The organism is Synechococcus sp. W70.1, assembly GCF_047461515.1.
In the GTDB taxonomy this organism is placed as follows: Bacteria; Cyanobacteriota; Cyanobacteriia; order Thermostichales; family Thermostichaceae; genus Thermostichus.
This window is the reverse complement of the sequence record NZ_JANSHH010000033.1, coordinates 61,566-83,667: the sequence shown is the minus strand read 5'-3', so window position 1 is coordinate 83,667 and position 22,102 is coordinate 61,566. Positions and strand designations below refer to the sequence as shown.

General features: G+C 60.7%; 20 protein-coding genes. 5 read left to right on the top strand and 15 right to left on the bottom strand.

Annotated elements, in window-relative coordinates; translation table 11 throughout:
- Position 1: 1 nt before the first annotated feature.
- The 5 genes from NW808_RS09440 to NW808_RS09420 form a co-directional block, all read right to left on the bottom strand.
- A complete protein-coding gene (locus NW808_RS09440; protein ID WP_414421019.1) occupies positions 2-1,936 on the bottom strand; it encodes a tetratricopeptide repeat protein in 1,935 nt (644 codons plus the stop codon).
- Positions 1,937-1,957: 21 nt separating this feature from the next.
- Positions 1,958-3,439 carry a site-2 protease family protein gene (locus NW808_RS09435; protein ID WP_414421018.1) on the bottom strand — a complete coding sequence of 494 codons (1,482 nt, stop codon included), beginning with the start codon at positions 3,437-3,439 and terminating at the stop codon, positions 1,958-1,960.
- Between the two features lie 47 nt (positions 3,440-3,486).
- Positions 3,487-4,578, bottom strand: a complete 1,092-nt coding sequence (acsF, locus tag NW808_RS09430; RefSeq protein ID WP_414421017.1) for a magnesium-protoporphyrin IX monomethyl ester (oxidative) cyclase — start codon at positions 4,576-4,578, stop codon at positions 3,487-3,489.
- Positions 4,579-4,679: 101 nt separating this feature from the next.
- On the bottom strand, positions 4,680-9,269 hold the full coding sequence (locus NW808_RS09425; RefSeq protein ID WP_414421016.1) for a glutamate synthase-related protein: 4,590 nt from the start codon (positions 9,267-9,269) through the stop codon (positions 4,680-4,682).
- 210 nt (positions 9,270-9,479) lie between these two features.
- Complete coding sequence (locus NW808_RS09420) at positions 9,480-10,580, bottom strand: hypothetical protein (RefSeq protein WP_414421015.1); 1,101 nt, start codon at positions 10,578-10,580, stop codon at positions 9,480-9,482.
- Positions 10,581-11,043: 463 nt separating this feature from the next.
- Here NW808_RS09420 and NW808_RS09415 point away from each other — a divergent pair, with 463 nt between their 5' ends.
- The 3 genes from NW808_RS09415 (at position 11,044) to NW808_RS09405 (ending at position 13,739) form a co-directional block, all read left to right on the top strand.
- Entirely contained in the window at positions 11,044-12,060 is a 1,017-nt protein-coding gene (locus NW808_RS09415) for an ATP-binding cassette domain-containing protein (RefSeq protein ID WP_414405632.1), read from the top strand.
- 46 nt (positions 12,061-12,106) lie between these two features.
- On the top strand, positions 12,107-12,961 hold the full coding sequence (locus NW808_RS09410; protein WP_414421014.1) for an ABC transporter permease: 855 nt from the start codon (positions 12,107-12,109) through the stop codon (positions 12,959-12,961).
- Positions 12,962-13,088: 127 nt separating this feature from the next.
- Complete coding sequence (locus tag NW808_RS09405; protein ID WP_414421013.1) at positions 13,089-13,739, top strand: class I SAM-dependent methyltransferase; 651 nt, start codon at positions 13,089-13,091, stop codon at positions 13,737-13,739.
- Between the two features lie 17 nt (positions 13,740-13,756).
- Here the strand turns inward: NW808_RS09405 and NW808_RS09400 are convergent, their stop codons facing one another.
- Positions 13,757-14,680 carry an NAD(+) kinase gene (locus tag NW808_RS09400; RefSeq protein ID WP_414421012.1) on the bottom strand — a complete coding sequence of 308 codons (924 nt, stop codon included), beginning with the start codon at positions 14,678-14,680 and terminating at the stop codon, positions 13,757-13,759.
- A 175-nt stretch (positions 14,681-14,855) separates the two neighbouring features.
- Between NW808_RS09400 and ispE the strand changes: the two genes are divergently transcribed.
- Entirely contained in the window at positions 14,856-15,797 is a 942-nt protein-coding gene (gene ispE / locus NW808_RS09395) for a 4-(cytidine 5'-diphospho)-2-C-methyl-D-erythritol kinase (protein WP_414421011.1), read from the top strand.
- Between the two features lie 92 nt (positions 15,798-15,889).
- A complete protein-coding gene (gene leuC / locus NW808_RS09390; RefSeq protein ID WP_414410784.1) occupies positions 15,890-17,293 on the top strand; it encodes a 3-isopropylmalate dehydratase large subunit in 1,404 nt (467 codons plus the stop codon).
- Here the strand turns inward: leuC and thiD are convergent.
- The 9 genes from thiD to NW808_RS09345 form a co-directional block, all read right to left on the bottom strand.
- Positions 17,290-18,147 carry a bifunctional hydroxymethylpyrimidine kinase/phosphomethylpyrimidine kinase gene (gene thiD, locus NW808_RS09385; protein ID WP_414421010.1) on the bottom strand — a complete coding sequence of 286 codons (858 nt, stop codon included), beginning with the start codon at positions 18,145-18,147 and terminating at the stop codon, positions 17,290-17,292. The genes leuC and thiD overlap by 4 nt on opposite strands.
- 98 nt (positions 18,148-18,245) lie before the next feature.
- Entirely contained in the window at positions 18,246-18,440 is a 195-nt protein-coding gene (locus NW808_RS09380) for a hypothetical protein (RefSeq protein ID WP_414421009.1), read from the bottom strand.
- Positions 18,441-18,482: 42 nt separating this feature from the next.
- A complete protein-coding gene (locus NW808_RS09375; protein ID WP_414394701.1) occupies positions 18,483-18,788 on the bottom strand; it encodes a 2Fe-2S iron-sulfur cluster-binding protein in 306 nt (101 codons plus the stop codon).
- Positions 18,789-18,796: 8 nt separating this feature from the next.
- Complete coding sequence (locus tag NW808_RS09370) at positions 18,797-19,054, bottom strand: DUF1816 domain-containing protein (RefSeq protein WP_414409866.1); 258 nt, start codon at positions 19,052-19,054, stop codon at positions 18,797-18,799.
- A 64-nt stretch (positions 19,055-19,118) separates the two neighbouring features.
- The gene (rlmB, locus tag NW808_RS09365; protein ID WP_414409867.1) at positions 19,119-19,979 is read right to left on the bottom strand and encodes a 23S rRNA (guanosine(2251)-2'-O)-methyltransferase RlmB; all 861 of its coding nucleotides are present in this window, start codon (positions 19,977-19,979) and stop codon (positions 19,119-19,121) included.
- An 11-nt stretch (positions 19,980-19,990) separates the two neighbouring features.
- Positions 19,991-20,371 (bottom strand): ribonuclease III domain-containing protein, encoded by a 381-nt coding sequence (locus NW808_RS09360; RefSeq protein WP_414394695.1) that lies wholly within the window; start codon positions 20,369-20,371, stop codon positions 19,991-19,993.
- Between the two features lie 317 nt (positions 20,372-20,688).
- On the bottom strand, positions 20,689-21,159 hold the full coding sequence (locus NW808_RS09355; protein ID WP_414421008.1) for a photosystem I reaction center subunit XI: 471 nt from the start codon (positions 21,157-21,159) through the stop codon (positions 20,689-20,691).
- Between the two features lie 71 nt (positions 21,160-21,230).
- Positions 21,231-21,350: a Photosystem I reaction center subunit IX gene (locus tag NW808_RS09350; RefSeq protein ID WP_099812540.1), complete on the bottom strand. Its 120-nt coding sequence runs from the start codon at positions 21,348-21,350 to the stop codon at positions 21,231-21,233.
- A 40-nt stretch (positions 21,351-21,390) separates the two neighbouring features.
- Positions 21,391-21,936, bottom strand: a complete 546-nt coding sequence (locus NW808_RS09345; protein WP_414421007.1) for a Photosystem I reaction center subunit III — start codon at positions 21,934-21,936, stop codon at positions 21,391-21,393.
- Between the last annotated feature and the right edge of the window lie 166 nt (positions 21,937-22,102).

The following is a 22,102-nucleotide window of genomic DNA, read 5'->3' as shown; positions in this document are numbered from 1 at the left end:
CTCAGCTCTTCAGAGTTTGCAGCCACGCTTCCAGGGCGCGGATGGGGGCGGGATCCCGGTAGACCCGTTCCTGGCGGGCTTTTACCTGCCGGCCCACTTTCTCACGCCAGCGGTCGTCCAAGCCCAGCCGCACGGCAATCTGAACGTACTCATCCAGGCTAGAAGCAATGGTTTCGTGGAGCTCCATTTGCTGCAGGATGGCGTAGGTATGGCGGCCCCGCATCAGGGATCCCGGCAAGGTAACAATGGGCAGGCCGTGGGGCAAGGCTTCCAGGGTGGTGTTGCCGCCAGACCAGCCGATGCTGTCTAGGTAAACATCCCCCAGGGCGTTGTAGGCGGCATATTCGGCGGGCGAGAGCCCTGGCAGCAGCAGCACGTAGTCTTCGGCGGCCAGGCCGTAGGCGCGGAAGGCTCGCTGCAGCCGTTGCCAAAAGCGCTGGCGGATCCCTTGGGAAAGGCGGCCCTGGAGGAATAGGAATTGACACCGCCCCACCTCCCGGGCAATGCGGGGGAACACCTCGTCGTATTGGGGCAGGTATTTGAACAAGGATTGGGCACAAAGGTAGAGCACCCTGTCGGGATCCACCCCCCAGGCCTGCCAGTCCACAGAGGCAGGTGCAACCTCCGAGGGGATGTAGTAGGTGCCGAGGCCAGGCAGGAGCAGGAGCTGCTCAGTGTAGTGGCTGGCCCCGTCCGGCGGTTCCATCAGCTCGCTGCTGATGAAGACATCCATTGTTGGTAGACCGGAAGTTTGGGGATGGCCCCAGGCCATGGCCTGTACCGGCGCCAAACGCAGGGCAGCCAGTTGAGCGCAGACCGGGTCGATGCCCACTTCTGGGTAGAGGAGCACGTCCAGTTGGGCCTCTCGAATGACTGCCTGCCACTCCATTAAGCTGCGGGATCCGGCCACAAACTGCTCAAAGCGAGAGGGCAGGGAGCGCGTGATCTCGTCTTGGATGGCCGAGGTGTGGAAGCCGTAGAGGGCCACTTGGGAGCGATCCAAAGCTTCTACCCAGCCGCGAGTTAGGATCTTCCAAACCGAGTGATCCCGGAACAGGCCGGAGACGATGCCTACCCGAAGCCGCCCAGGACGTCGCTGCCGGGGAAGGGAAGGCTGGGGGTAGCGAGCCGCCATGACCTCCCCCACTAGGGATCCGTACAGTTGCTGCAGCTCGCGGTCGTTCTGGCCCTGGTAGGGCAGAAAGAAAGGCTGGACAGAGCCGACGCCGGCAGCCGCTTGCTCCAGGGTTTCTGGATCCCGCGGCAGTTGCTCCCAGCGGGCCTTGACCTCTTCTAGGGCCTGGCGGTAGCGCTGGCGAGCGCTTGCTATCTGTTCCGGGGCGTCGTAGAGTAGGGGCAACTGGCTGACACACCAGCCCAGGGCGGCGGCCAAGTCGGCTGGATCCGCTTGCCAGAGTTGGTAGAACAGCTTGGCCGCTTCCTCCTCTTGCCCGCAATCGCGCAACAAGATGGCCAGGATATGGGCAGCATCGGTAAAGCCCGGCTGCAACTCCAGAGCCTGCAGCAGCGGCACCAGCGCCGCCTCCCACTCCCCCTGCTGCCGTAGCACCAGGCCTAGCTGGTACAGGACCTCTGGATCCGGCCCCCCCTGCTCCAACGCCTGCTGGAGGTAAGCTTTTGCCTCCTCCAGGTAACCTACCTGCTTGAGGGCAATTGCCAGATTGTAGTGGGCGTCGGGAAACCACGGCTGCTGCGCCAAGGCCTGCTGCATCAGGGCAATGGCTTCCTCCAGGACTCCCTGCTGCTGTCGGCAGACCCCCAAAAGGTGCAGCGCTTCCGGGTGGGCGGGCCGGGCCTGCAACACCTGTTGGTAGAGGGAGATGGCCTCTTCCAGTTGCCCCCGCTGGTGATGGTGGACAGCCTGAACCCGCAGGGCCTGCAGGTGCTTTTCTTGGTCCTCTCGGCTGGGGCCCAAGCCTTTTCCTGGCAGCGACATTTAGCCGTTGGGGAGGTTGAGGAAGCCCGCCAAGGCGGGGGCAATTGGCAGCAGGGTCATCACCATCAAAAAGAGGGCTAGCAGCGCCAAGGCATCCCGCTGGCCGTCGGTTTCCGTAATCTCATCTTGCGGGGGACGCTCCGGCTCACGAGCAATAAAGAGAATGAGCAGCGCCCAGTAGAGGGCCAAGACGTTGCTGATGGCTGCCACGGCCAACGCAATGAGGGTAATCACCGTGGCGCGGGCTGCTGTCTTACGCCCATACACGGCCTGCACAATGCGACCCCCGTCCAACTGGCCAGCAGGCAGCAGGCTCAAGGCGGTGATGGCCAGCCCAATCCAGCCCACGGCCACGAAGGGGTGAATGGGCACCAGCTCCGCCTGCAGCTGGGATCCCAGCACCAGCCGCGCCAGGGTGCCCACCAGGATGGAGCTGCGAAAGATCTCCGTAGGCACGTACACGCCTCCAGCGCCCGAGAGCTTCAGGCCAACCAGCAGCACCACCAAGGAAAGGAGGCCGCCCGCTGCTGGTCCAGCAAAGGCGATGTCGAAGAGGGCCTTGCGGTTGGGAACCGGCGATTGGATGCGGTTTAGGGATCCCAGGGTGCCAATCCCTAGGCTGGGGATAACAAAAGCGGGGCTGAGGCGCACCCCATACCTGCCGGCCATCCAGCGGTGTCCGGTCTCGTGCACCAGCAAAATGGCAAAAATCCCAGCTGCCACGGGCAGAGCTTCCACCCAGCGCCCTGGCGCCTCCAGCAGCCGGAAGCCCAGCAAGTTGGCCCCCACCTCTAGGGTGGCCAGAAAGCTAGCTAGCATTAGGCCTGCGGCCAGAATCTGGGCTCCCCTCGAAGCGCGGTAGTTAACTATCTCGTCCGGCAGAACCACCACCGCCGGCTTTTCCGAGGCATCCTCGACCAAAAACAGTTGGTAGCGGCTGCCCACGCGCTCTTTGAGCTTTTCCACCAGTAGGGGTACGACCACCTCGGCGTCCCCGCGGAGGTTGCCCTTAAAGATGGCCCCCTCCCCATAGGGGATGGTTTCAGTAACAAAAAAGGTGTCCAGGCTGAAGATGGACTGAATAGCTTGCAAATCCTCGGCGGAGATCTTGCGCAGAAACCCTGCTGGCTCCGCCGCAGCCTGGGTCGACGCCTCCGCTGCCCCTTCTGGTTGCCCCTCTAAACTAGCCAACTGCTGTCGCCGCGCTTGCAGCTCCTGCTGGGCCAACTGGCGGGTTTTGCGCCCCACGGCAATGTAGAGCCCCGTAAACACCAGCAAGAGCAGCAAGAAGCCGGCAAAGTTGAGGTAAACCCCCACCAGCAGCAGCCCCAGGAAGATCACCCACGGCAAAAGGAGCAGGGATCCCTGCAGCCACATCCAGACGGCTAGGGATCCCCGCCGGCGGGCTCGCCAGAAGCCCCAACCCAAAAAGGCCAGCGTTCCCAGCAAAAAGAGCGGTGTAATCTCAGCAGCAATGTTCATGGCTGACCTAGCAAGGCTGTACGGGTATCCAGCTAGGGCAAGAGGGCTTAGGCGGAAACGGCTGCTCCTTCAAAACGAGGCTCTGGCTCCTCCCACAGGTAGAAGCCAGCTTTGCGCGGCTTGAGCAGAAATAGCCGCAGGAACTGGTAGGCGTTGTTGAGGTAAAGCGGCAGCTTGCGCAGACCCTTGAAGGGGCCAGATCCCCGCTCAATCTCCCTCAGTTTGGCGTTGTTGGCTATACACTTCTGCAGCCGCCGCACAAACTCAGGGTTTTCCACATCCAATACCACTGGGAACACCTTAGCCGCCTCGCGGTTGGTTTTGTAGATCACCTCCATGTCATAGGCATGGGGATCCAGGCCGAGGAGGCGGTAGAAACCCGGGCGCTCGCCCACGTCGTTGAGGTACATGGTGGCAAATACCGACAGCAAGAAGAAGCGGCACCAGAGCTCAGCCACCCATCCCTTGAGCAGTCGCGGCTGGCTAAGAAGCATGAGGGCAAAGAAGTCGCCGTGGCGGTTCTCGTCCTGGCACCAGTTCTTGAAGAAATTGAAGATGGGGTAGATGCGGTTTTCAGGATGGGCCTCTAGGTGGCGGTAGATGAGGATGTAGCGCCAGTAGCCAATCTTCTCGGAAAGATAAGTGGCGTAGAAGATAAAGCGGGGCGCGAAATAGGTGTAGGACTTGTGCTTGGTTAAAAAGCCTAGATCAAAGGCCATGTTGAAGTCGCCCATGGCCCGGTTGAGGAAGCCGGCGTGGCGGGCTTCATCCCGGCTCATGAGGGCAAAGCACTCGGCCAAGATGGGGTTGGTCTTTTTCAGCCGACGGGATAACTCCTTGTAGAGGAGGAAGCCGGAGAACTCTGCCGTGCAGGAGCGCTCCAAGAACTCCACAAACAGCCGCCGTGCTTCCGGATCAAGGCGACTTTCCCAGTCTTGGTTAAACTCCTCGCCGCGGACAAAGTGGTGGCGGTTGTAGTCGGCGCGAAACTCCTCCAGAATGGCTCGGAAGTCGGCCTCCCGATCCCCTAGGCTCATCTTGCCAATGGCTTCGAAATCGGTGGTGTAGAAGCGCGGTGTCAGGATAGTCTCCTTGGGTACTCGCGCCTGAATCTTGGCGGCTTCCAGGCTGGAACTCATAGGTAGCTAAAACAGATAAAAAACCAGCTACACCCTCGCAGTTTACCAGTTCCCTTAGCTGCCGTGGGGATAAGAAGTGTTACCAACAGACCCTGAAACTCCTACGACTGCACTGCCGCTGGCTGGGATCGGGCGGGATCCGTTAGCTCACTGCCCTCTTCGGAAGGGGGAACCACCTGCCAGAAGAGGGGCAGGTAGCGCTCCCAGTTCTTGAGGATGCGCTCAGCTTTGGGGGAATGGGTGCGGCGGTAGTGCTCCTGGACCAGGCCCTTGAGTTGCGCTTCCGCTGCTGCGGTTTGCACCCGCTGAATGCGCACGATCTCGCCGTTGACCTTGGCGGGGAAGTTGCCCTCCTCATCTAGCACGTAGGCCAGGCCGCCGGTCATGCCCGCCCCCAGGTTGCGGCCCACCCGGCCCAGCACCACCACCACGCCGCCGGTCATGTATTCGCAGCAGTGGTCGCCAGCCCCCTCGACGACTGCCTGGGCACCGGAGTTGCGCACGGCAAAGCGCTCTCCCGCCTGGCCGTTGGCAAACAGGGATCCGCCCGTGGCCCCATACAGGCAGGTGTTGCCCAGGATCACGTTTTCCGCCGGATCCCGTGGGGCTTCCGGGGGAGCTAGGATGACGATTTCGCCGCCGCACATGCTCTTGCCCACATAGTCGTTGGCTTCTCCCGTCAGGGTGAGGCGCATGCCCGCCAGGGTAAAGGCCCCAAAGCTCTGGCCGGCCGTGCCCACAAAGCGCAGATCCAGCAGCCCCCCCTGCTGGGCAAAGCCCGCATCCCCATACCGCCGAGCCAGGGTGCCGGCGATGCGCCCGCCCACACAGCGGTCGGTGTTCGCGATGGGGAGTTCCAAGGTGGCCGTGCTGCAGGTCTCAATGGCCTTTTGCACCTCGGGCCGGGCCAGGATCTGCTCGTCCAGCACCGGGCCGTTGGAGTGCACCGGCTCATGGTCTAGCCACTCGGGCTGACGGTGGGGATCAAAGCCAGGAGGAGTCCGCAGCAGACAGTCCAACTGGAGAGACTGGGTTTTTTCCAAAGCCACGTCGGCGCGGGGGCAAAGCAGATCCACCCGCCCAATGACCTCTTTGAGGGAGCGGTAGCCTAGGCGGGCTAGGATCTGGCGCACCTCCTCGGCCACAAAGGTAAAGAAAGTTACTACCTGATCTGGAGTGCCAGGGAAGCGCTTGCGCAGCTCCTCCTTTTGGCTCGTCACCCCTACCGGGCAGTTGTTGGTGTGGCACACCCGCGCCATGATGCACCCCTCGGCAATCATGGCTACGGTTCCAAAGCCAAACTCCTCCGCTCCCAGCATGGCCGCCATCACCACCTCCCAGCCGGTGCGCAGGCCGCCATCCACTCGCAAAATCACTCGCTGCCGCAGGCCGTTTTCCAAGAGGGCGTGATGCACCTCCACTAAGCCCAGCTCCCAGGGTGAGCCTGCGTGTTTGATGGAGCTGAGAGGGGAAGCCCCTGTGCCTCCCTCGTGGCCAGAGATCTGGATGATGTCGGCATTGGCTTTGGCTACCCCTGCTGCCACCGTGCCGATGCCCACCTCCGCCACCAGTTTCACCGACACCTGCGCCTGGGGGTTGACCTGGTGGAGGTCGAAGATCAACTGGGCCAGATCCTCGATGGAGTAGATGTCGTGGTGGGGCGGCGGCGAGATCAGGGTTACCCCTGGCTTGGAGCGGCGCAGCTTGGCAATGTAGGGGCTGACCTTTGAGCCGGGCAGTTGCCCGCCCTCGCCTGGCTTGGCGCCCTGGGCAATCTTAATCTCGATTTGCTGCGCGTTGACCAAGTACTCAGGGGTTACGCCAAAGCGGCCCGAGGCCACCTGCTTCACTGCCGAGCTGGCGTTGTCCCCCATGCGCAAGCCCCTAAGGTGAGGGAACCGCGCCGAGGTTCCCTCCGGCGTCACATCGGTGATGGGGAGGTAGCGCTCTGGGTCCTCTCCGCCCTCGCCGGAGTTAGACTTGCCACCGATGCGGTTCATGGCAATGGCTAGGGTCTCGTGGGCTTCGCGGCTGAGGGCCCCTAGCGACATCCCCCCCGTGGTAAAACGCTTGAAGATGGCTGTAACGGGCTCTACCTCTTCCAGGGGAATGGGATCCCGGTCGCTGCGAAAGTCAAGCAGATCCCGTAGGGCCGTGGGGGGGCGGTTGCGCAAATAGGCCCGGTAGATCTCGTAGTGATCGGGCTGTCCAGAGGCGATGGCCCTGTGCAGCAGCTTGGCCATTTCTGGGCTATTGATGTGGTACTCGCCCTTAGGCCGCGCTTGGATAAAGCCAAAGTTCTCCAGCTTTTTCGAGGTGAGCTGGGGGAAGGCCCGCTGGTGATTTACCATGCCCTCGCGAGCCAAGTCCGCCAGCGTCATTCCCCCCACCTGCGACACCGTGCCGCGGAAGGCCAGGTCAATCACCTCTTGGCTGAGACCGATGGCCTCGAAGATCTGGGCCCCGTGGTAGCTGGAGAGGAGGGAAATGCCCATCTTGGAGAGGATCTTGAGCAACCCCGCCTCAATGGCTGCCCGGTACCGCAATTGGGCTTCGGCCACAGAAATCTGGGGCAGCTTGCCACTGGCCATCTGGGTCTGGGTCTTGGGCTTGTGCCACCACTGGCGCACCGCCTCGTAGGCCAGGTAGGGGCAGACGGCGCTGGCCCCGTAGCCAATTAGGCAAGCAAAGTGGTGAGTGCTCCAGCACTGGGCCGTCTCCACCACCAGAGAAGCGCGTAGGCGCAGCCCCTCCTGGATGAGGTGATGGTGGACGGCTCCCACGGCTAGCAGAGGGGGGATCAAGGCCTGCTCAGAGCTGAGGCCTCGATCCGAGAGGATTAAGATCTCTGCTCCCTCCCGCACTGCTTGCGCTGCCTCTTGGCAAAGGGCCCGCACTTGGGCAGCCATTCCTGCTGGCCCGGCGGCGATTGGGTAGAGGGTCGGCAGCGTGCGACAAGGAAAGGGCGTGCGCTGCAGGGCGGCCAGCTCCGCCTCGTTGAGCACGGGGCTGCGTAGGTGCAGCAGGCGAGCATGCTCGGGCCGGATCTCCAGCAGGTTGCCTTTGGAGCCCAGGTACATGTCCAAAGACATCACCAAGCTTTCCCGCAGGGGATCGATGGGGGGGTTGGTCACCTGGGCAAAGCGCTGCTTGAAGTAGTCATAAAGGGGGTGGGGCTGGGTGGAGAGCACCGCCAGCGGCGCATCATCCCCCATGCTGAAAACCGGCTCTTTGCCTGTGGCCGCCATCTCCTCGATGATCATCTCCACGTCTTCCAAGGAGTAGCCGCAGGCCGTTTGCAGCTGGAGGAGTTGCTCCTCGGTAAGCTGCGGGGCGCTCTCAAAGTCTTGGCTAGGAAGCTGAACGCGGTAAGTCTTCAACCACTCCCCATAGGGGTGCTGAGCTGCCACCTGGGTCTTGATCTCCCAGTTTTTGTAGAGCTGGCCGCTTTGCAGATCCACCATGAGCATCTGCCCTGGCCCCAGCCGCCCCTTTTCTAGGATCTCGGCTTCCGGCAGGGAAACCACCCCCGCTTCCGAGGCGACCACCAGCAATCCATCGCGGCTAAGGGCGTAGCGGGCCGGGCGTAGGCCATTGCGATCCAGCGTGGCTCCAATAGTCTTGCCGTCGCAGAAAACCACCATGGCCGGCCCATCCCATGCTTCCTGCAGGCCGGCAAAAAACTCGTAGAAGTCGGCCACTTCGGGATGATTGGCTAACTCCGGCTGGTGGCGGTAGGCCTCCGGGATCAGCACCATCATTGCCTGCTGGCTGGAGTAGCCCGAGGCAATCAAGAGCTCGAAGACCGCGTCCAGGCCTGCTGAGTCGCTGGTGCCGGGGTCAATGACGGGTTTGAGCTCCTCAATAGCCTCGCCCCAAAAGGGATGGGCCAAAGAGGACTCGCGGGCAGCCATCCAGTTGACATTGCCCAGGTAGGTATTGATCTCGCCGTTGTGGCAGAGGTAGCGGAAGGGTTGGGCCAGGGACCACCGGGGCAGGGTGTTGGTGCTGAAGCGGCGGTGGTAGGTGGCGTAGGCAGTGGTGTAGAGGGGGTTTTGTAGATCGCGGTAAAACTGGCCCAGCGCGGCTGACTGCACCATGCCCTTGTAGACAATCAGCCGGCAGGAGAGGGAGGCAAAGTAGAGGGAATGAACGCCAAACCGGCTCTCCACCTGTCGCCGCAGGCGCCGCCGCAAGAGGTAAAGCTGCCGCTCCAGCTCGTCTCCCTCCAGCGTGGGGTGAGTAAGCAGCATCTGCCAGATGGAGGGCAGGGTCTGCCGTGCCATCGGCCCCAGGCAGTCTGGATTGACTGGCACCTGGCGCCAGATGGGCTGCCCCCACTCCGTGGTCACCAAGTAGTCGTCGATGAGCTGGCGCACTGCCTGGCACTCAGCGGGATCCTGGGGCAAAAACAGCATGCCCACTGCACTGCGGCTGGGATCCCACGCTCGAATGGCCTCAAGCTCTGCCTGCAGCAGCTTCCAGGGAATAGCTGTGGCAATACCGGCTCCATCCCCACTTTGGCTGTCTCCGCCGCAGCCGCCGCGGTGCTCCATGCAGGCAAGGGCAGCGAGGGTTTTTTGCAGCAGCTCGTGGCTGGCTCTTCCCTGGCGATCTACCAAAAACCCGACGCCACAGCTATCCCGCTCTTGGAAGTGCCAGCTTGCGTTCAGGATGGGAGCCGGATTCATAGGGTGAAGAAACAGTCTTGGAGCAGTCCACGCCTTTTGAGATATGGAAGACCAGCATATCGCAATCAATCCTACAGGAAAAGGGGGCAGCCCTAAGTCAGGCTGGACTTTGCCGATGGGGAAAGAAAGGCCAAAAGGTTTGCTATGAACAAAACCAGGGCAAATGCCCCAACTTGCCTTGGTTCACCTGGTTGCCAAGTGGCAATTTTTTTACCTAAGGAAGTCGGGAAATACATTTCGCAGATTAGAGAGCTGCTCGTTAAAGCAGGTGAGGCGATCCCCACTAGCGCTCACCATCGTTAGGTCGGCCCGCCCGGTCGCGCCCTCGGATCCCAAGAGAGGAACGCTCATCCGGCTGGGATCCTCAGGATTCTGGGAGACGCGGATAACAGCTCGCTCGCGGTTGAACTGATAGGCCTCGGCCACGTAGCGGATGGGCTCACTCAAGCTGGGCTCCAACGGCAGACCGGGGGCTGGCAAAAGATCCACTAGCTCGGTAAAGGTGCCGCTCCGCAAGCCCACCACGGCAGCAGCTCCCAACTGGTTGCAGATGGCAATGAGCACGGGTTCCTGGGCGCTGGCGCTGACGTTGGTCAAGGTGACAGTGACATTGGCCCGGCTGGGTGCTGGGGGATAAGTAATCTCAAAGAGGCGGGCAGGGGCGTTGCCCAGCTCGTCGCGGATGCGAAAGCGAAGCTGACCCCTGTAGGGCAAGAGGGAAGAGAAGTAGATACCAAAGCGGTCGCTAGGGCCACGTCCAGGGATGTTGGCCTGGCCAGGGACGTAAGCGAGGACGGCCCGGCTTTGCCAGTTGTTGGGGGGCGCGTAGGGCAACAAGGGGCCGCTGTCAAGGCTAGGGGGATCCTGGGGAGGTGGATCCGGCTGGCCATCCCTGTTTAGATCCAGGCCATTGCCCAAAAAGGCTACTGAGCGCTGGAGCAGGATGGGACGGTTTTGGTTATCGACTAGAGGAGGTCGCCCTTCCGCCAGCCCTGCGTTCTCCACATAGACGTTAAAAGGGCGATTTAAGATCTGGTTGTCCCGCCGCCGCCGCACGTTGAACTGGAGGTAAGGCCCCACCGCACCTGCTGTTGGGGATCCCCCCGTAATTTCAAAGTCATCGGCCCGCAAAAAGACGTTTTCTAGCGGGCTAGGCGGAGTTGTTGCCTCCCCGCAGCCGACTAGGCCAAGGGCAAAGGCTACTAAAGCTACAAAGGCTGCACCAGATCCCCCCTTTCTGGGGAAAGCTCGGTCTTTCCAGGCCGGCAGGCAAGCTTTGGCTTCAGCCTTCATCTCCACAACAGTTGGCAACAGTTTTCCGCCCGCAACCTGCCCAATGGCCTGTACCACTATACCGCTCTGAAAGACTTATACAACCCCGGACAAAGGCGGACTTTTGATCCAGGTTGAGGCTTTCTTCCTGCTTCCACGACCCGTAGCTAGTGGTAGGCTTAACTCCTACTACCCCCCCAGAGGGATCTCCGCAGGCGTGACTTCCCCGCGAGCTGCAGGTAGTTGCTCCTTGCTCTTGATCGAGCACACAGGCTAAAGACGGAGCCTACCTTAGCCTAGGCGAAGTGCCTGCCAGATAAAGATGCACCTGCAAGTCTACTAGCGCAGCTAATCCACGTCAAGGCAGAAAGTTCGTTACGCCACGCAGTGGCGCTCGCGTCAGCGGGACCGAGTCCTCACTGTCCAGTGAATCAAGGACTAGAGGAGAGCCCTAGGCTCGGTTTCTTATGCAGCTTGCTAGCCTAGAGGGAGCGAAAGGTGGATGCCCATGTCAAATACTCCTGCGGTCTTGGTTCAACACCTCCAGAAGCGCTACGGCTCCACGGTGGCTGTGGCGGATGTCTCCTTCCAAGTGGAGCCCGGCCAGATCTACGGCATTCTTGGCCCCAACGGCGCCGGCAAAACCACCACTCTGCACTGCCTGTGCACCCTGCTGCGCCCTGACGCGGGCCGGATCGAGGTGTGCGGGATCCCGGTCAACGAAAACCCCAGGGCGGTACGCGAAAAGCTGGGCTTTGTTGCCCAGGAGGTGGCTTTAGATAAGGTGCTGACGGGGCGAGAATTGCTGCAGTTGCAGGCCGACCTCTACCACCTGCCGCGGTCCTTGGCCCGAGAGCGGATTGCCACCGTCCTTGAATTGCTGGGGCTGGCCGACCGTGCCGACCAACGCATCGGCACCTACTCCAGCGGTCTGCGCAAACGCCTAGATCTGGCGGCAGGGCTGCTCCACCAGCCCCAGGTGCTGGTTTTGGACGAGCCCACGGTGGGCCTGGATATCCCCAGCCGGCAGGCCATCTGGGACTTTCTGCGCCAGCTTAGAAACACCGGCGTCACGGTGGTGCTCAGCAGCCATTACCTGGAAGAGATCGATCTATTGGCTGACCGGGTGGCCATCATCGACCGCGGCAAGCTGATTGCCGAAGGAACCCCAGAAGAGCTGAAAGCCCGCGTCGGCGGCGAGCGCATTACCGTCAAGCTGCAGGAGTTTGCCCCGCCAGAACTGGCCCAGCGGGGTGCCGAACTGCTGGCCTCTCTGCCCTTTGTCCAAAAGGTGGTGATCAACAGCGCCCAGGGCAATGCCCTCAACTTGGTGGTGCAGCGGAATGGGGAGGATCCCCTCAGCCAGATCCGCGCCCACCTTGAGGCCCACGGCCTGGAGGTCTTCAGCAGTACCCAATCTCGCCCCAGCCTGGACGACGTGTATTTGGCGGCAACCGGGCAAACCCTCCTGGATGCAGAGCTGGCAGCTGCCGAGTCCAACTTAGGCAAGAAAAAGTAGTTTTTCCCTGATTCCCAATCCTTACCAAGTTTGCAGGAGCCTTCGTATGACCTCTGCTGCTTCCCCAATTCAATCCAGCCCAATTCCCCTTTTGACAGCAGAATTTTGGCAGGAAACTTTTGCCCTCACCCGCCGCTTGTTTATCCAACTGCAGCGTCGCCCTGTAACCCTGCTGGTTGGAATCATCCAGCCGCTGCTCTGGTTGATTTTGTTTGGAGCCTTGTTTCAGAATGTCCCTACTGGCATTTTTGGGGCCGGGCAAAACTACACCCAGTTTTTGGGAGCAGGCGTGATCGTGTTTACGGCCTTTGGCGGGGCTTTGAATGCGGGGGTGCCGGTGATTTTCGACCGGGAGTTCGGATTTTTAAACCGACTGCTGGTGGCCCCCCTCACCTCTCGCTTCTCCATCGTGCTGGCCTCCAGCCTGTTCATCGTCAGCGTGGCGCTGCTGCAGACGGCGGCAATCGTGGGGGCAGACTACGTCCTCGGCGGCGGGATCCCAGACGTGCGGGGCTTGACGGTGGTGGCCTTGATCGTGGGCCTGTTGGTCTTGGGCTTTACCGCCTTGAGCTTGGGCCTAGCCTTTGCCATGCCGGGGCACCAGCAGTTGCTGGCTTTTATCTTTCTGGTCAACTTGCCTTTGATCTTCTCCAGCACGGCTTTGGCTCCCCTCAGCTTCATGCCCACCTGGCTGCGCTGGGTGGCCAGCCTTAACCCGCTCACCTTTGCCATCGAGCCAATTCGCCACGTCTACCGCACCAGCACCTGGAGCTTTGCCGATGTGGTGCTACAGGCTCCCTGGGGCAATCTCACCCTAGCGGGATCCCTGGGGCTCTTGACGGGGTTTGTGGTGGTGTCAGTGCTGCTGGTGCAGGGGGTGCTGCGCAAGGGCTTGGCCTGAGGGGCTTTGGGACTGGCTCGGGGAAGCCGAGTTGGTCTTGTGCCTTTCAAAGTCAATGGCAAGAAGCAGACTTCTCCTTTTGTCCTGCTACCTGGCTCCTTTTCGGAGGACGTTGGAGATTTTGGCCATGGCAGTTCTTGAAGATTGGCAGCGCTCCAAGTTGGATCCCAGCGACGATGCCCTCTTCTACAGCTACCCCCGCTTCGTAACCCATGTAGATGCTGGCTTCATCGGCCAGCTCACGGATCTCTACCGCCGCTACTTGCAGCCCCAGACCCGCATTCTCGACCTAATGAGCAGTTGGGTTTCCCATTTGCCGCCGGAGATGGATTTTGCCCATGTGGAAGGGCACGGGATGAATGCTGAAGAACTGGCGGCTAACCCTCGGCTTAACCATTTCTTCGTCCAGAACCTCAACCAAAACCCACTCCTGCCTTTCCCGGACTGCACTTTTGATGCCGTGCTGAACGCGGTTTCGGTGCAATACCTGCAGCAGCCGGAGCGAGTGTTTGCCGAGGTGCATCGCATCCTTAAGCCCCAGGGCTTCTTCATTGTCAGCTTCTCCAACCGCATGTTTTTCCAGAAGGCAATCCAAGCCTGGCGAGACAGCTCGGAAGCAGAGCGGGTGGAGCTGGTCAAGCGCTATTTCGAGGCAGTGCCAGGGTTTGAGATCGTCGAAGTCATCCAGCGGCCTGCTCCCCTGAGTTGGCTTGCCTTTCTGGCCGGAGGGGGTGGGGATCCTTTCTACGCCGTGGTTGGGCGGCGAGCTGCAGCTTAAGAGGCAGTAAGCGAAAGCTAGGGCAGCTCTACCGAGGTAGGCTTAGAAGCATAGGTCAGGCCCCAGCCCAATTTCTCACGCATGACCCGGAAGAACTCCGGTCGGCGTAGGCGAATCAGGTCTGTGCAGTAGGGGGCGCGGACGACGCGAATTTGGTCTTCTGGCAGGATGTAGCAGCCAGCATTGCCGTCCGCTACCAAAACCAGCGGCTGAGGGCTGGCGGGGCTGATCCACACCTCTTCCGAATCGGGAAAGACCAGAGCCCGTGAGGCCATCGAGTGGGGACAGATAGGGATCAACTGCAACACCGGCAGGCTGGGAGTGATGACCGGTCCTCCTGCAGAAAGGGCATAGGCGGTAGAACCGGTGGGGGTGGCTAAAATGATGCCGTCGGCGGCCACATCCAGAGGGGAGTGCTCCCCAATGGTGACTTCAAAGTGGCACATGCTGGTCAAAGGCTCGCGGTGGAGCACCATCTCGTTGAGGCTAAGCACTTCCCAGCGCAATTCGTTGCCGCGGTAGGCCTGCACCAGCAACATGCTACGGCGATCCAGAATGTACTCGCCGGCAATGGCTGCCTTGGCCGCCTCTTCTAGGTGGGTTAGGTAGGTCTCCGTCAGAAAGCCCAAGTGGCCAGTGTTCACGGCCAGCAAGGGGATCCCTTTGGGAGCCAACTGCCGGGCTGCTGCCAAAACGGTGCCGTCTCCCCCCAGCACTACGGCAAACTTCATGTTCTCGTCAAAGCCGGCGGGGGCCAGGCTGTCCACCTTGGTCAAGCAGACGGGACTGTCAAGCTTGGCGTAGCCGAGGACGCCGCCCCAATTGGGGGCCACACAGACTTCCCACCCCTGCTCCTGAAACCAGCGGGAAAGGGTTTCGCTGCTGCGTTTAGCGGCAGGCTTGGCGTCGTTGTAGAGGATACCGACCTTGGGCTTGCTCATGGGAGGGGGAAGAGGTAGAGCGGTGCCAAAACTCTATCAGTTCTAGATAGCTGCCGCAAAAAATAGCTGGCCCCCTGGCCCCAGCTCGGGTCACCGCCAGGGATAAGCTGGAAGAGCTCCCCAGCGAGTCTCTGGACGGGCTGAGGGGAGTTGAAAATGCTGTTCGCTTTTTCCCATGCAAGCCTGTACCCTGGTCGCCCGCGCCAAGATCAATCTTTACCTAGAGATCCTCGGATCCCGCCCCGACGGCTATTCCGAGGTGGCCATGATCCTGCAGAGCATCGCTTTGGCGGATCGCGTGCGTCTCCAGCGCCGCCCCCACGGGATCCACCTAATCTGTAACCACCCGGAAGTGCCGGCAGATGCCCGCAACCTGGCCTACCGCGCGGCTGAGCTGCTGCAAAAGGAGTGCCAGACCAATCTGGGGGTGGAGATCCACATCGAGAAGCAGATCCCCGTGGCAGCAGGCTTGGCAGGCGGCTCAGCCGATGCAGCGGCAGTTCTGGTGGGGCTGAACCAGCTCTGGGGCTTGGGCCTGACGGTCGGAGAACTGCAGCACTTGGCGGCCCGCCTGGGATCCGACATTCCCTTTTGCGTGCAAGGGGGCACCCAGCTAGCCACGGGACGGGGAGAAGTTTTACAGCCGCTGGCCGACTGGGAAGGGATCCCCCTGCTGTTGGCCAAGCCCAAGCACCTTGGGATCTCCACTGCCTGGGCCTATCAAGCCTTTCGCGCTCACCGTGCCGCTTCCTTGCCTTCTGCTGGAGCCTCTCTGCCGACCTTGCCCCAAGTCCTCGCTGCTCTGGAGCGTCGGGATCTGCTGGCCTTGGCCCGCAGTTTGCGCAACGACCTGGAGCAGCCAGTTTTGGCCGAGTACGCTATCGTGGGAAAATTGCGCCAGGCCCTGCTGGAGGTAGGGGCGTTGGGATCCCTGATGTCGGGCTCGGGGCCGACAGTATTTGGGCTCATGGCTAGCCTGGAGGGGGCTGCTCAAGCCTGCGAGAGCCTGCGCCGCCGCTTCCCGGAGGTGGACTTCTGGGTAACCCAGTTTGCTCCCACTGGGGTTCTGCTGGAGCCGGATCCCCACCCTCTCGATCCCCCTAGAATTGCTAGCTAGCCTAGCCAGGAAACAGGACCTGATAACCGGTGGAACATTAGAGCTCTGTAGTTCAGACTAAAAATTAGCTTGGCTGCGGGCCCAAGAAGGAGATGAGCGAGAGGACGTTGTTTGACAAAGTCTGGGACGCCCATACGGTGCGGATCTTGCCCTCAGGGCAGACGCAGTTGTTCATTGGGCTACACCTCATCCACGAGGTCACCAGCCCCCAGGCTTTTGCCATGCTGCGGGAGCGCAATCTGCCAGTTCTTTTTCCAGAGCGGACGGTGGCGACGGTAGATCACATCATCCCCACCGACAACCGGACGCGACCTTTTGCGGATCCCTTGGCGGAGGAGATGATCCAGGAGCTAGAGCGCAACTGTCGCCAATACGGCATCCGCTTCTACAACAGCGGCTCCGGCCGGCAGGGGATTGTGCATGTGATTGCGCCGGAGCTGGGGCTGACGCAGCCGGGGATGACCATTGCCTGCGGCGATAGCCACACTTCTACCCACGGCGCCTTTGGAGCCATTGCCTTTGGCATCGGCACCAGCCAAGTGCGGGACGTGCTGGCCACCCAAACTCTGGCCTTGTCCAAGCTCAAGGTGCGTCGCATCGAGGTGCAGGGCACGTTGGGGCCGGGGGTTTACGCCAAGGATGTGATCCTGCACATCATCCGCAAGCTGGGGGTCAAAGGCGGGGTGGGCTACGCCTACGAGTACGGCGGCAGCACTGTCGAGGCGATGAGCATGGAAGAACGCATGACCCTCTGCAACATGTCCATCGAAGGGGGAGCCCGCTGCGGCTATGTCAATCCCGACGCCGTGACCTTTGAGTATTTGCGGGGGCGGGAGTTTGCTCCTCAGGGATCCGATTGGGAAGAGGCTGTGGCCTGGTGGCAAAGCCTAGCCAGCGACCCCGACGCTGTCTATGACGACGTGGTGGTGTTTCAGGCCTCCGAGATTGCTCCCACGGTTACCTGGGGGATTACCCCCGGCCAAAATATCGGGGTGGACGAGCGGATCCCGGCTCCCGAGGAGTTGCCAGAAAGTGAGCGGGAACTGGCTAGGGAAGCCTACGCCTACATGGGCTTGCGACCAGGGGATCCCATTGTAGGCACGCCGGTAGATGTCTGCTTTATTGGCAGCTGCACCAATGGCCGCTTGAGCGATTTGCGGGAGGCAGCCAAGGTTGCCAAAGGCCGGCGGGTAGCGCCTGGAGTGAAAGCGTTTGTGGTGCCTGGCTCCGAGCGGGTCAAGCAGGAGGCCGAACAGGAAGGCTTGCGGGAAATCTTTGAGGCAGCAGGGTTTGAGTGGCGGGATCCCGGCTGCTCCATGTGCTTGGCTATGAACCCAGACCGCTTGGTAGGGCGGCAGATTAGCGCCTCTTCCTCCAACCGCAACTTTAAGGGCCGCCAGGGATCCCCCACAGGGCGCACTCTGCTCATGAGCCCGGCCATGGTGGCGGCAGCAGCAGTGAGCGGCAAAGTGGTGGACGTGCGGACGCTGCTTTAGTCGGAGCTAGAGGAGGCAAGAAGGGGGTAGAAGTGACCCACCGGTCCCTGACCGGCCCCAATGGCCAAAGGATGCCGCAGGGCTTCGGTAACATAGGCCTTGGCCAGCAGCGTTGCCGTCAGGGGATCCTTCCCCCAAGCCAGTTGCGCCGCAATGGCTGCCGAGAGGGTGCAGCCGGTGCCGTGGGTGTGGCGGGTGAGGATCCGCTTGCTTTTGAGCACCTCGAGCCGCTCGCCGTCAAACCACACGTCCACCCCCTGCAGTTCTCCCGGCATGCCTCCCCCCTTGACAAGTACAGCCTTACAGCCTAGGGCGTGGATGCGGCGGGCCGCCGTCTCCATATCCGCCAGCGACTGCAGTTCCATCCCTGCCAAAATCTGGGCTTCGTAGCGGTTGGGGGTAACAACCTGAGCCAGGGGAATTAGCCGCTCGCGGATGGCCTGGATGGCCTCCTCCGCCAGCAGCTTGGCCCCCGTGCGGGAGACCATTACCGGATCTACCACCAGTGGCTGCAGCGCCCAGCGCTCCACTTGGCGGGCCACCTCGCGCACGATCTCGGCATTGAGCAACATGCCGGTTTTGATCCCTTGCACCCCAATGTCCTGCACCACCGCTTCAATTTGAGCAGCCACTGCCTCTGGCGGCAGCGCATCCACGCGGTTGACCCCCAGGGTATTTTGGGCAGTTACGCAGGTGAGGGCGGAAGTGCCATGAACCCGCTGGAAGGCAAAAGTGCGCAGATCCGCTTGAATGCCGGCTCCGCCGCCGCTATCGGATCCGGCAATGGTGAGGGCGACAGGGGGGCGCTGCTCGGCCAAAGTTGGAGCTGGTGAAGCTGGTTCAGATCCAGACATTGGCTAAACGAGAAAAGCTAACGAGGGCACTGCTGGTAGCTATCAGCTTGCTGGCTCCCAACCCCCTAGAGGGGGCTAGAAGCTGGCTAAGCGTGAATCTAGTAGCCATTGTCGGTAGTAGCCACCACCTCTACCCAAACCCTATCCCCCTCCACCGCCGTCAGACTCCAGCGCAGGAGGCGGGCCGTTTGCCCCAGCTCTCGGGCGACTTGGTGGAGAAGGGATCCCTCCAGTTGAGCAGCAGAAAGCGGCAAACTCAGGGGCAAAGCTAGACGCAGAAAATGTAGCTTCACAGGTTCCTCACGCTGAACTCGCGCCAAGCAAGGAGGACAGGGCTAGCGGCCAAACTGCAAACGATAGACTTCTTCCTCCTGATCTGTTTCCACCTCCAGATCGGAGGTAGGATAGGCCACGCACAGCAGGACAAACCCCTGAGCCTTGAGCTCGGGCCCGATCATGGCGTTAGGCTGGGCCACGGATCCCGACTTCAGTCGCCCTGCACAGGTGGTACAGACACCTGCTTGGCAGGAAGAGGGCAGCTCTATGCCGTGTTCAAGAGCCGCCTGTAAAACCGTCTGCTCCGCCGCCGCAGGAAAGCGGTAGGTTTGGCCCCGGTGGTGGACAGTTATCTGGTAAACCATGACGGCCCTCAAGAACCCGCCTGCGAAGAGGTGCGAGCCACTGTTAGCGTCTGCGGCTGGCGCATTTTCTTTATCTGAACCTCGATCTTCTGAACCCCTTCCGCCTTCAGGTCGGCGATATAGCTGCCTTTGTGCGCTTCTGCTTCTTCCAGGCTAGTGAAGGGGCCGTAATAGTAGGTGCAGTCGTCGGTGGCAATCTCGATCCAAACCGCTAAGCCGCGCAGCCTATCCAAGAGGCTGATCAACCTCTTCAGAAGACTAGTCAAAGGGTTGCTCACAGGATCGATCCCCCGCTAAGAAGTGCCAGCAAACATTCGGAACTGCCTGCAGTCACTTAGATTCTACTGCGTTTGTTGAGAATTTGTTGAGAAATGTTTCAGTGCGCTTGAGCTGGTGAGGGGAGCGCTGCCGGTGGATCTCGTAGAGGACGATGCCCGCTGCTACCGAAGCATTCAAGCTTTCCGTGCGGCCCGATAAGGGAATCGACAGCAGTTGGTCGCAGTGGCGCTGGGTAAGCAGGCTAATGCCTTCCCCTTCCGATCCAATCACCAAGGCGACGGGTCGGCGAAAGTCGGCGCTATAGACGGGGGCAGCTCCCTGGCTGGTGGTGCCATAGATCCAAAACCCTTGCTCTTTAAGGTACTCTAGAGCGCGATTTAAGTTCACCACCCGCGCCACGGGCAGGGTGGAGAGGGCGCCAGCTGCCACCTTCATCACTGTCGCGGTCACCCCTGCCGCCCGCCGCTGCGGGATCACCATCCCCTGCATGCCAAACGCCTCTACGCTACGGGCAATAGCCCCTAGGTTGTGGGGATCCTGGATCCCGTCCAGCACCACCAGCACCGGCTGGGGGCTAGCCTGGCGGCTGCGTTCCACCAGCTCTTCTAGATCCACGTATCGATAAGGGGTAGCCTGGGCGGCGATCCCCTGATGGTTGGCTCCACCCGTAAGGAGGTTTAGCCGCTGGGGAGAGACCTCATCGATGACCGTGCCGCGCGCTTTGGCCTCCTCCAAGAGCGACAAAAACTGGGGGCTATACCGTAGCCTCGGCACCACCCAAACCCGGTTGAGGGTAGCACCGCTCCGCAGGGCCGCAAGTAAAGTCTGGCGACCGTAGATGATCTCTTGTTCCGCTTCGGGCTTGGGCTCCATGGGTCGCCGCAACTTGCGTAGGCGAGAAGGCTTAGGCATGAGAGGAAGACCTAAATCATCTCAGCCAAAACATCGGTGAGGGCAAGAATGGAGCGCAAGCGGTCGGGATTGGTGAGGTAGAGGTAGCCCAGGATGGTTTCCAGGCCACTGGCATTTTGATAGTCGGCTAGGGGCAGATGCCGAGGTGGGCGACCGCAACCATTGCGGCCCCAGCAGACAATAGCCTGCTCTTCAGGGCTGAGATATGGTAGCAGCGCTAACAGCAGCTTGGCCTGAGCCGAGCCGCACACCCGCCTCACCACCCGCTGATGGTAGCGCTCTAAGCGATCTGGGGGAAACAACTGTTGCCGCCGCACGTGGAGTTCGTAAATGGCATCCCCCAAGTAAGCTAAGGCAGCCGGCGACAGGCGACGGATCTCGGTCGACGGCAATCTTTCGAAACTGGGATCAAGTCCAAGGAGTGGATCGCTCACGGCTGCTGACATGGAAACTGCTCCCGACTGTTTAGCGAAAGGGGGGCTTCACTCGAGTCCTCGTTGGCGACAGCGGTGCGGAGCACCTTATTCGCTACTTCGTGGCATAATCGGCAACCTTGCCAACGAACCTTCTGACTTAACGTGGATTAGCTAGGCTAGTAGGTTGGCAGGTACATCTCTTCTGGTAGGCATTTTGCCTAGGCTCCAGTTAGCTCCGTCTGTAGCTTGTGCGCCCTCTAAGGGCAGGGAGCAGCTACCGTCAGCTTTTTCTTTCAGAGCGGAAACAGGAGATCGCCATTGAGCAAAAGCAGGTAGGCAACGATGGCTCCTCCCATTCCCCCTATTAAAAAGCCGGCAGCCAATTCGCTCCAGGCCTGGGATCCCTGGACTGGCCCGCCATGGCGCGGCGAGGAGACGGTGCCGTAGAGAGAGAGGGCCGCCGTCAGGATCAAAATGAGACCACAAGCTCCCAGGAAGCCACTCAGCAGGCCAATAGGCTCGTTGCGCAAAGGCCCGAGTTTGGCAAAGGGCCCCACCAACCAATAGCCGTGGGCCATGCCAATTTCCAGACCCCGCCAGATAGGACTGGCTCCCGGTCGGTTGATCGGCAGCCAACTTAGGAAGAGACGAACGGCAGGCGCGTGGTTAATCGGTGTCTGGAGGTTGCCAATTTGCGGATCCCCTTCTGGGGCCGTGATGTATTCCTTGCCAGAGGGAGCAGTGTCGACAGGGGACTCAGGCATGAGGCAATCTTGTGTCCAGGCCAAGAGAAGCAGGGATCCCCGAGGCTCTGTGGGGATCCCTACCCCTTTATTTAGAAGGTCAAAATGTCAGGGAAGAAGCGATTGATCTCAATAAACAGGGCAAGGAAGAAGCTGGAAAACAAAATGAGGGCTACTGGAGCGGTGGTGAGAAATTTGGTGAAGTCAGCCATATCGACCTCTCACAGGGAATGGGTTGACTCAGTTCCTTCCTCAGCGAGGAGAGACAGGGATAGCCTCCTCTGGGGCTTGAATTTCACCGCTGGCAATTTCCTTGAAAGCAGCGGCAGGCCAGGCCAAAGCCGTGAGGAAACAGCGCAGCGCCAAGGGGACGTCAATGATACTTTCTTTCATCTCCGGCTCCTCGCTATCGCGAACGGCAATTAGGTAGGAGCGGCCTGCCCAGCCCAACCAGCCGGCAAGGTAGAGGAAAAGTAAGCCAGGGATGAGAAACTCACCTGCATGGCTCCAGCGGCCATCGGTAACCAGGTGAGGCAAGCCTTCTTCGCCACAGAGCAGCTTGCTGTAGCGCTCAAAACGCTTTTCGGTTTGGACCAACTTTTGCTGGTAAAGGGGAGCCAACTCAGGGCTAGCATTGCGGATTTTCTCTTCAAGGCTGCTTAGGCGCTGATCTCGTAGAGCCTGGAAAGCGGGAACTTCGCTACAAGGCTTCAGGCCAATCAAAGGCTCTGCCTGCACTGCCTGGGTAAAACCAAGCGCTAGGCAAAGGGCCAAAAGGAGACTCAAAAGGGTTCGCATGGCAGGATATGTCCTTGAGCTAGGGACTCAATGGGGAGGAATGCTCAGTGCAGAAACGAGCACTAAACGGTTAGTATCATACTCCTGAGCGCCTTATCCGGAGGGATCTCGGGTTTTAGCTCACACAATTCTTAAGGATCCTGAGGCATTCCCACCCCTTTTTCCC

Bases quoted from the DNA above. Each gene is read 5' to 3' on its own strand.
- NW808_RS09400 (WP_414421012.1), bottom strand. From the start codon at position 14,680: ATGAGCAAGCCCAAGGTCGGTATCCTCTACAACGACGCCAAGCCTGCC.
- NW808_RS09355 (WP_414421008.1), bottom strand. From the start codon at position 21,159: ATGCCTGAGTCCCCTGTCGACACTGCTCCCTCTGGCAAGGAATACATC.
- NW808_RS09345 (WP_414421007.1), bottom strand. From the start codon at position 21,936: ATGCGAACCCTTTTGAGTCTCCTTTTGGCCCTTTGCCTAGCGCTTGGT.
- NW808_RS09425 (WP_414421016.1), bottom strand. From the start codon at position 9,269: ATGAATCCGGCTCCCATCCTGAACGCAAGCTGGCACTTCCAAGAGCGG.
- rlmB (WP_414409867.1), bottom strand. From the start codon at position 19,979: ATGCCTAAGCCTTCTCGCCTACGCAAGTTGCGGCGACCCATGGAGCCC.
- acsF (WP_414421017.1), bottom strand. From the start codon at position 4,578: ATGAGTTCCAGCCTGGAAGCCGCCAAGATTCAGGCGCGAGTACCCAAG.
- ispE (WP_414421011.1), top strand. From the start codon at position 14,856: ATGCAAGCCTGTACCCTGGTCGCCCGCGCCAAGATCAATCTTTACCTA.
- leuC (WP_414410784.1), top strand. From the start codon at position 15,890: ATGAGCGAGAGGACGTTGTTTGACAAAGTCTGGGACGCCCATACGGTG.
- NW808_RS09405 (WP_414421013.1), top strand. From the start codon at position 13,089: ATGGCAGTTCTTGAAGATTGGCAGCGCTCCAAGTTGGATCCCAGCGAC.
- NW808_RS09415 (WP_414405632.1), top strand. From the start codon at position 11,044: ATGCCCATGTCAAATACTCCTGCGGTCTTGGTTCAACACCTCCAGAAG.
- NW808_RS09435 (WP_414421018.1), bottom strand. From the start codon at position 3,439: ATGAACATTGCTGCTGAGATTACACCGCTCTTTTTGCTGGGAACGCTG.
- thiD (WP_414421010.1), bottom strand. From the start codon at position 18,147: ATGTCTGGATCTGAACCAGCTTCACCAGCTCCAACTTTGGCCGAGCAG.
- NW808_RS09375 (WP_414394701.1), bottom strand. From the start codon at position 18,788: ATGGTTTACCAGATAACTGTCCACCACCGGGGCCAAACCTACCGCTTT.
- NW808_RS09410 (WP_414421014.1), top strand. From the start codon at position 12,107: ATGACCTCTGCTGCTTCCCCAATTCAATCCAGCCCAATTCCCCTTTTG.
- NW808_RS09350 (WP_099812540.1), bottom strand. From the start codon at position 21,350: ATGGCTGACTTCACCAAATTTCTCACCACCGCTCCAGTAGCCCTCATT.